At 71.0% G+C, this 8,100-nt stretch carries 9 protein-coding genes; 3 read left to right on the top strand and 6 right to left on the bottom strand.

Going from position 1 to position 8,100, the window contains the following annotated elements; genetic code table 11:
* Positions 1–118: 118 nt before the first annotated feature.
* Positions 119–559, bottom strand: coding sequence for an Lrp/AsnC family transcriptional regulator (locus ACFV9W_RS21520; protein WP_385763184.1), 441 nt, complete (start codon positions 557–559; stop codon positions 119–121).
* Positions 560–792: 233 nt separating this feature from the next.
* Between ACFV9W_RS21520 and ACFV9W_RS21515 the strand changes: the two genes are divergently transcribed.
* Positions 793–1,245, top strand: coding sequence for a hypothetical protein (locus tag ACFV9W_RS21515; RefSeq protein ID WP_385763182.1), 453 nt, complete (start codon positions 793–795; stop codon positions 1,243–1,245).
* 4 nt (positions 1,246–1,249) lie between these two features.
* Here ACFV9W_RS21515 and ACFV9W_RS21510 read toward each other — a convergent pair whose 3' ends face one another.
* Complete coding sequence (locus ACFV9W_RS21510; RefSeq protein ID WP_385763180.1) at positions 1,250–2,380, bottom strand: phosphotransferase family protein; 1,131 nt, start codon at positions 2,378–2,380, stop codon at positions 1,250–1,252.
* A gap of 28 nt (positions 2,381–2,408) precedes the next feature.
* Positions 2,409–3,488, bottom strand: a complete 1,080-nt coding sequence (locus ACFV9W_RS21505) for a hypothetical protein (RefSeq protein WP_385763200.1) — start codon at positions 3,486–3,488, stop codon at positions 2,409–2,411.
* A gap of 661 nt (positions 3,489–4,149) precedes the next feature.
* On the opposite strand from ACFV9W_RS21505, the gene ACFV9W_RS21500 reads away from it, so the two are divergent.
* Positions 4,150–4,275: a hypothetical protein gene (locus tag ACFV9W_RS21500; protein ID WP_385763178.1), complete on the top strand. Its 126-nt coding sequence runs from the start codon at positions 4,150–4,152 to the stop codon at positions 4,273–4,275.
* A 22-nt stretch (positions 4,276–4,297) separates the two neighbouring features.
* Here ACFV9W_RS21500 and ACFV9W_RS21495 read toward each other — a convergent pair whose 3' ends face one another.
* Entirely contained in the window at positions 4,298–5,467 is a 1,170-nt protein-coding gene (locus ACFV9W_RS21495) for an acyl-CoA dehydrogenase family protein (RefSeq protein ID WP_385763176.1), read from the bottom strand.
* A gap of 308 nt (positions 5,468–5,775) precedes the next feature.
* On the opposite strand from ACFV9W_RS21495, the gene ACFV9W_RS21490 reads away from it, so the two are divergent.
* Positions 5,776–7,017 (top strand): glycoside hydrolase family 18 protein, encoded by a 1,242-nt coding sequence (locus tag ACFV9W_RS21490; protein WP_385763174.1) that lies wholly within the window; start codon positions 5,776–5,778, stop codon positions 7,015–7,017.
* Positions 7,018–7,100: 83 nt separating this feature from the next.
* Here the strand turns inward: ACFV9W_RS21490 and ACFV9W_RS21485 are convergent, their stop codons facing one another.
* Both ACFV9W_RS21485 and ACFV9W_RS21480 read right to left on the bottom strand, forming a co-directional pair.
* The gene (locus ACFV9W_RS21485) at positions 7,101–7,730 is read right to left on the bottom strand and encodes a TetR/AcrR family transcriptional regulator (RefSeq protein ID WP_385763172.1); all 630 of its coding nucleotides are present in this window, start codon (positions 7,728–7,730) and stop codon (positions 7,101–7,103) included.
* Positions 7,731–7,840: 110 nt separating this feature from the next.
* Positions 7,841–7,993, bottom strand: coding sequence for an SCO1431 family membrane protein (locus tag ACFV9W_RS21480; RefSeq protein WP_385763170.1), 153 nt, complete (start codon positions 7,991–7,993; stop codon positions 7,841–7,843).
* Positions 7,994–8,100: the final 107 nt, after the last annotated feature.

The raw sequence follows: 8,100 nt of genomic DNA, 5'->3' as shown, positions 1-8,100 counted from the left end.
CCGCCGCCGAGCCGATGTCCTCTTCGCGATGCTCCGCGACGGCACCTACTACCAACCACCAACCCCGATTGCCCCTTGACCAAAGTCATAGGGGCACCCCCCCCGGGTGGGCCGATTCCTAGACCTGCGGAGGCCTCGCCTCGTACGGGGTGGAGAGGACCACCGTCGTGCGGGTGGAGACGCCGGCCAGGGAGCGGACGCGGGCCAGGAGGTTCTCCAGCTCGTGGGGGGTCTCGACCCGCACCTTGAGGATGTAGTTCTCGTCGCCGGCCACGCTGTGGCACGCCTCGATCTCCGGGACGCCCGCGAGGCGCTCCGCGATGTCGTCGGGGGCGCTCGGGTCGAACGGTTTCACCGAGATGAACGCGGTGAGCGGCAGGCCGACCGACTCCGGGTCGACGACCGCGGCGTAGCCACGGATCACCCCGCGCTGTTCGAGGCGGCGCACCCGCTGGTGCACCGCGGACGTGGACAGGCCCGTGGCCTTGCCCAGGTCGGTGTAGCTCATCCGCCCGTCCTTGACGAGCAGCTGCACAATCTGTCGGTCGAGCTCCTCCATGCCGCTGAACCTACCCGCCCCTTGATCCTCACGGATACCTGGAGGAACGAGATGGGCGATACGTCTACCGCCGGACGGGCAAGTCCATTCGACATGTGACGAACACCACAGGCCTGGGGCCGTGTCCACCGGCATGGAGTGATTACCTCGACGAGGAGCCGGGAAATGCTTGCTGTGGCCGAGGCCGCCACTCATGGACATCAGCGGCCGGCCCACCCGAGGGGGAGAATCCCATGCAGAGTGTGAAGCGTTCCGGACGTCCTGGCGCGCGCGGACGCCAGCAGGCGATCGCCGAGCCCCAGCCGGAGGGCGTCGAACCCGACCTCTTCGGCATCGAGGGGGACGCGGGCGACGGTTACGAGACGTTCGAGATGTACCGGGTGGCCTGCCCCGACTGCGGCAAGGCCATCGCCCTCCTCGCGGAGGAGGAGGTGCTGCCGGAGCACGCCCATGTCACGTCCCCCTGGGACCCGTTCGGGCTCACCGTCTGCGTCGGCAGCGGCAGGACCATCACGGACGCCCTGCCCACCGACGACCTGGTGGGTGCCCAAGAGCAGGACGCCGCGCTTCTTTTGACGCTCCCTCAGGGGCTCGACTGGCGTACCCAGCCCTTCTCGCACGCCGGTGGCCCCGGCTCGCGCCCCATCCGGGTGCCCGACCAGCCCTACCGCCGGGCCGCGGCCTGATCCACTACGCCCGGTCGGCCGGCCCGTCGGTCCAGTAGCTGCCCCGCACCATGGCCCGCAAGCTGTCGTGGTGCAGGATCAGCGTGTCCGGGTCCGCGGGTTCGGTGGCCTCGCCGAAATGGATCTGCCGGTAGGCGACGCGGAGCATCACGACGGCGTGCCGCAGGGCCGCGTAGAGCGTGTAGAAGTCCATGTCGCGCGGTGTGTGCCCGGTGAGTCGGGCGTACCGGGCCTCGACGCGGTCACGGCGCAGGAAGTCCGGCAACCCGCGCTGCCCGAAGGCCTCGGTCAGATCCTGGAAGAAGCGGTGCAGATACACCGTCCAGCCGAGGTCGACCTCGCGCGGGGCGAGCGCGGCCATCTCCCAGTCGAGGACTGCGGCGGGCGCGAACCCGTCCTGCTCGTAGATGATGTTGCCGATGCGGGCGTCGCCCCAGTTGAGGACCGTGGGGCCCGGCTCTCGCGGCCACAGTTCCTCCAGTCGTGCGAAGGCGCTCTCGATGAGGGGCGAGGGGCTCCGGCCGTCCACCACCCATGCGTAGTAGGCGCGTTGGGCGTCCACATGGCGGCGCAGCGGGCTCCCCTCCCCCGGCAGTTCCAGGAAGGACGCCTCGGCCGCCGGCACTCCGTCGTGCAGTCGCGCGAGCACCTCGATGCTCGCGTCCTCCAGTCGCTCCCGTTCGTCGTCGGTCGCCTCGTGCAGCCAGTTCCCGTCGTACGTATAGGGCATGACGTCGGGCGGTACACGGCCCGCGACCCGTTCCATGACGAAGAACGGGGCGCCGAGCGGCCCCGCGTCCTCCTCCAGCCACAGCACGCGCGGCACCGGAAGGCCGGTGCGTTCGGCGGCGAGGCGCATCGTCCGGTACTGGCGCGGCATGTCGTACACCGGGAAGATCGTGTACGCCGACGGGTCGGCGGCCAGCCTCAACGCGCAGGCGCGTACGGGTGGTTCGGGGTGCTCGATGTCGAAGAGCAGGGTTTCGCTCGACATGCCGTTGGACTCGGGGACGGTGACGTTCACCGCCTTCGCCCCGGGCAGCCGGCGGCCGAGCCACGCGGTCAGGCGCCGGGCGATCTCCTCGGGCTCGCGGGTGGAGGTGCGGGGCCTGGGCTGTCGGGGCGCTGTCGCCATCGCCGAACTCCCTGTCCGTGAGGGGTGGTTACGACCGTTCGGGGGCCGGGGCGACCGAGTCGAAGCCCGTGAAACCGCTCGGGTCGTGGCGGCCGAAGGAGCCGTGCTCGAAGATGCCGTGCCCGACCTGTCCGTCGAGGGTGAAGCGGGCGGCGTGGTCGATGACCCCGTACGCGGCCCGGGGGTGGGCCGCAGGGTCGGCCAGGTCGTACGTCCGCCGCTCGCGCCAGTCGCGGCCGCGCCAGGTCCCGTGCTGCCAGTCGTCGGCCGGCGGGTAGCCCGCGCCGACGGCGAGCGGGGAGGAGGCAAGGATCTCGACGCCCACGTCGAGCGGTTTGCGGTCGACCGGGTCCATGAGGTGGATGACCGCGCGCTCGGGGTGGCGGGTGCCGGGGCGGTAGGTGATGTCGGTCTGCGGCCAGCCGAGTTGGCGGTCGCGGTGGCCCGCGCGGACGAGCGTGGCGTCGTTGAGGGTGCGGTAGCCGTCGGCGTCCTCCTGGGTGATCACCATGAGGAAGCGGTCGTCGAAGCGGATCGGCGCCCAGATCCAGTGGAAGCCCTCGGTGGGGTGCTCCTGTGCGAGCCGGCCGCCTTCCTCCCCCGGTATCGGCCGCACGCCCCAACTCCGGTCCCGGGTCCCGGTCCAGCCGTCCAGGCGGGTCTCCCGGCCGCCGATCCGCAGCCAGCCGTCGCACCGGCCGGCCTGCACGAACCGCTTGCCCTCCAGCGTGAGCCGGGCGCCCTTGCGCTGGGTGTGGTGCGGCTCCCACAGGGCCGGGAAGTCGGCGGCCCAGTTGATCTCGTACGAGAGCCCGTCGGGGTCGTCCGGATCGGCGGCGCAGGTGAGGATGAAGTCCTTCAGGGGGCGCTCGACCATGATCTTCAGCGGGCCGACCCGCATGTTCATCCGCGTCTCGTCGCTGAGGGCGTCCGAGGCGCGGACCGCGTGCAGGGTGTCGCCGACGCGCAGGGTGGCGTAGGCGTCGATCACCCCCAGGTTCGGGTAGACGCCGAGGCCGAGGATGAGCAGGAACCGGCCCTCGGGGTCGAAGAGGTGGAAGATGCAGCGGTCGTAGGCGTTGCGGTCGCTGGTGGCGACGTGCTTCATCGACAGCGGCACCTGATGGACGGGCCACTCGTCGAAGGCGACCGGGCGGTCGACGGTCTCGTCTGCGGACACGGCAAACCTCCGTGGATGCACGGCAGTTGACGTCGCCCGGAGGGGTGCGGCCTGCCCGGCGGCGGAGTTGACGGTACGTCAGCCCGGCGGTGCTGGCCAGACGTTCGACCGGCCCATGCCACGCGTACGGGTATGTCGTGAACTGACGCTCGAATTCGTCAACCAGTGACCTCGTCCATCCCTCTTTCGTTGAACGGACATGACCTCGACGCAGACCTCGGCACCTGCGCCCACGGGACGACGCAGGCGCATCCTCGTACCGGTTACCGCAGAATCGGTTCACCAGGGGCGGCAGCCCCCCACGTCCCCCTCGTCCAACCCGCTGCCCCAGGGCCGGCAGACGCCACAGGGACAGCAGTCCCAGCAAACGTCACAGGCTCAGCACACCCCCCAGGCCGCACCGTCCCCGCGGCCTCCCGCCCCCTCGGCCGCGCAGCCTCCCGCCGCGCAGCCCCCCGCGCTCCAGCCGCCCGCCCTCCAGCCGGCGGGACCGCAGCCGCTCCCCCGGCCGCAGCAGGCCCGGCCGCCGCAGCCGCCGCACCCGCAGCCACCCCAGCCGCGCCTGCACAACCCGCCGATCTACCAGGCGATGATCACGGCCTGGACCGAGCGCGGCAGGACGCTGCCGGGGCGCGAGGACCCGGAGTGGACACGGCTGATCGCGCCCACCGTGCGCGCCGGGCAGTTCAGCGCGATGCAGAGCGGCCGACAGTAGGTCCCGCGGCGTCTCGCCCCCCTTACTGCCGGCCGCTCTCGGGACCGGCGAGGTGACGGGCAATGACCATGCGCTGGATCTGATTGGTGCCCTCGACGATCTGGAGCACCTTCGCCTCCCGCATCAGGCGCTCCACGGGGAAGTCGGCCGTGTAGCCGTACCCCCCGAGGACCTGCACCGCGTCCGTGGTGACCTTCATCGCGGCGTCCGTGCACAGCAGCTTCGCCATGGCCGCCTGCTTGGAGAAGGGCCTGCCCGCGTCCCGCAGCCGGGCCGCCGACAGATACAGGGCGCGGCCCGCCTCGATCTGCGTGGCCATGTCCGCGAGCATGAAGCGCAGGCCCTGGAAGTCCGCGATGGGCCGGCCGAACTGGGCGCGCCCCTTCGCGTAGTCCACCGCCGCGTCGAGCGCGGCCTGCGCGACGCCGACCGCGCAGGCCGCGATCCCGAGGCGGCCCGAGTCGAGCGCCGAGAGGGCGATCTGGAAGCCCTGCCCCTCGTCCCCGAGGCGGCGCGCGTCGCTCACCCGCACCCCGTCCAGGTGGATCTGGGCGGTGGGTGAGCCCTTCATGCCCATCTTCTTCTCGGGGACCGCCGCGCTCAGTCCCGCCGCGCCACCGGGCACCAGGAACGCCGTGATGCCGTGCGCCCCCTCGCCGCCGGTGCGGGCCAGGACCGTGTAGAAGTCGGCGACGCCGCCGTGGGTGATCCAGGCCTTCGTCCCGGTGAGCACCCAGTCGTCGCCGTCGCGGACCGCCTTGGTGCGCAGGGACGCCGCGTCGGAGCCCGAGGACGGCTCGGAGAGGCAGTAGGCGCCGAGCAGGCCGCCGCCCAGCATGTCGGGCAGGTGCTCGGCGCGCTGCTGCTTCGTCCCGAAGTTCGCGAGGGCGTGGCAGGACAGCGAGTGCACGCTGACGCCGAGGCCCACCGTGAGACGGGCGGCCGCCAGCTCCTCCAGGACCTGGAGATAGACCTCGTACGGCTGCTCGCCGCCGCCGAACTCGGCGTCGTACGGCAGCCCGAGGAGTCCCGACTCGGAGAGGAGGCCGAAAGTCTCGCGCGGGAAGCGGCCCGCCTCCTCGTCCTCGGCGGCGCGCGGGGCGATCTCCCGCTGCGCGATGTCGCGGACGAGCCGCATCAGATCTTGAGCTTCGTCCGTCGGCAGCTGACGCTCGACTCCTGGCTCCGGCATGGCGACGCTCTCCTCCCTGGGCGGGCACTGCGGCGGCGGCCGCCGGGTGGGCGGGCGCCGCCGGATGGTCACTGCCGGGCCGATGCTGCCCTTCCGGATCACGGAAAGCGCAGACCAAGCGGCCGCGGCGTGTTGAGTATTCCCGATCCGGAGCGCCCCGTCACTGGTTAACGACCGCTTACTCAAAGTTTTTCCGGGGCGGCGGAATTGGTTCGGACCATTGACCCCACTGGTCTAGTCCTTCTAAGGTGCGGCGCGCAGGTCCACAGCACGAACCCCCACGCTCCCCTCCCCCACGAGGAGACACGATGCTCAGACCGCACCTCCCCCGTAGAGGCCTCAAGGCCCTCGTATCCGCCGCATGTTGCGCCGTCCTCGGCGCGGGGCTGCTCGCCGGAGCGGGCGGCGCCTCCGCACAGCCGCAGAGCGACACCGAGCCGAAGGCGGCAGGCTCGAAGGTCGTCGGATACTTCACCGAATGGGGTGTCTACGACCGGAATTACCACGTCAAGAACGTCGAGACGTCGGGTTCGGCCGACAAGCTCACGCACATCAACTACGCCTTCGGCAACGTCCAGGGCGGAAAGTGCGCGATGGGCGACTCCTACGCCGCGACCGACAAGGCGTACACGGCCGATCAGTCCGTGGACGGCGTCGCCGACACCTGGGACCAGCCGCTGCGCGGCAACTTCAACCAGCTGCTCAAGCTGAAGAAGAAGCATCCGGACCTCAAGATCCTCTGGTCGTTCGGCGGCTGGACCTGGTCCGGCGGCTTCGGCGACGCGGCCAAGGACCCGGCCGCGTTCGCGCAGTCCTGCTACGACCTGGTCGAGAACTCCAAGTGGGCCGATGTCTTCGACGGCATCGACATCGACTGGGAGTACCCGAACGCCTGCGGACTCACCTGCGACACCAGCGGGCGCGACGCCTACAAGAACCTGATGGCGGCGCTGCGCGCGAAGTTCGGGGGCGACTACCTGATCACCTCCGCCATCCCGGCCGACGCCTCGGAGGGCGGCAAGCTGGACGCCGCCGACTACGCGGGCGCCGCCCAGTACGTCGACTGGTACAACCCGATGACGTACGACTTCTTCGGCGCCTGGGACGCGAAGGGGCCGACCGCCCCGCACTCGCCGCTGACCTCGTACGACGGCATCCCGAAGGCGGACTGGAACTCCTCTGCCACGATCGCGAAGCTCAAGGCGATGGGCGTGCCCGCCGCCAAGCTGCTGCTCGGGGTCGGGTTCTACGGGCGCGGCTGGACCGGCGTCACACAGGACGCCCCCGGCGGCACGGCGACCGGGCCCGCCGCCGGCAAGTACGAGCAGGGCATCGACGACTACAAGGAGCTGAAGAGCAAGTGCCCGGCCACCGGCACGGTCGGCGACACCGCCTACGCGCGCTGCGGAAACGACTGGTGGAGCTACGACACCCCGCAGACGATCGCGGGGAAGTCCGACTACAAGAACCAGCAGGGCCTCGGCGGCACCTTCTTCTGGGAGCTGTCCGGGGACACGTCGGACGGTGAGCTGATCAAGGCGATCGGCTAGGGCCTGATCCAAACAACAGACCCTGGGGCCTGACCGGCCCCGAACACCCGCTCCCCTGACCACGCGCGCGTACCCGCGCGTGGTCAGGGGAGCACCGGCGCCGGATGCGCGGGCTCGAACTCCTCGATCACCCGCAGGGTCTCGCCGAGCGTGCGCACCAACAGGGCGCGCACCGTGTCCCGTTCGAGCGCGTGGTGGCCGATCCAGTCGAGGGTGATGCCCTCGACGCTGCACAGCCAGCCGAGCAGCGCCGTGCGCGCGAGCAGCGGCACCTGTGAAGTCCCGTACGCGGCGCGGGCGATGGTGGCGATCAGTGCGTCCCGCACCTCGTCCCTGATGGCCTGCACCTCGGCGTCGAAGCCCACACCGCCCGTGACGATCGTGCGGTACGCCGCCTGGTTGCGCTCCGCGTAGCGCAGATAGCCGTCCACCGTGCGGTGCACCCGCTCGACGGGGGCCAGGTCACCGACGCTGCTCGCGCCGTCGACCAGCTCGCCGACGGACTCCTCGATGATCGCCAGGTAGTAGCCGCGCTTGGACGTGAAGTAGTAGTAGATGAGCCCCTTGGCCACGCACGCGTGCCGCGCGATGTCGTCCACGGACAGCGCGTCGTAGGACGTGTCGGCGAACAACTTGCGGCCGATGGCGATGAGTTCGGCGCGGCGGGCGGTGGAGCGGTCGGCGCTCTGCGCCCGCTGTTGGCTGGTCTTCAATTCCGGCCCTGGTCTCGGACTCCGTGCGGAAGCCCGCAGTATGGCACTTTTCGGCGTGCCCTCATGACTCCGAGGTGGGGCGCCTCACGTCGCGGTGCGCGACGGGGCGGTCACATCCAGCCGAGCTGTGTGACGAGCATCGCGAGGACCACGACGAAGGTCCAGCCCAGGACGTGTTCGAGGATCTTGGGCCCGTTGTCCTCGGGCCCGCCGGTGCGGGCGCGCGGGGCGGCGGTGGAAGCGGTGGCGGAATTCGCGGTCATGGGTGTCTCGCTCGGGTCGCGGTGCTGGTCCTGACTCCCCCGGCTGCGCCCGATGTCCCCCTGCGGCGCCTTCTCCACCTTGCCATCGGATCGCCGCCCCGCGGCCG

Source organism: Streptomyces sp. NPDC059897 (assembly GCF_042730865.1).
In the GTDB taxonomy this organism is placed as follows: domain Bacteria; phylum Actinomycetota; class Actinomycetes; order Streptomycetales; family Streptomycetaceae; genus Streptomyces.
Note: the sequence above shows the minus strand (reverse complement) of the source record. Positions and strands in the feature narration are given on the sequence as shown.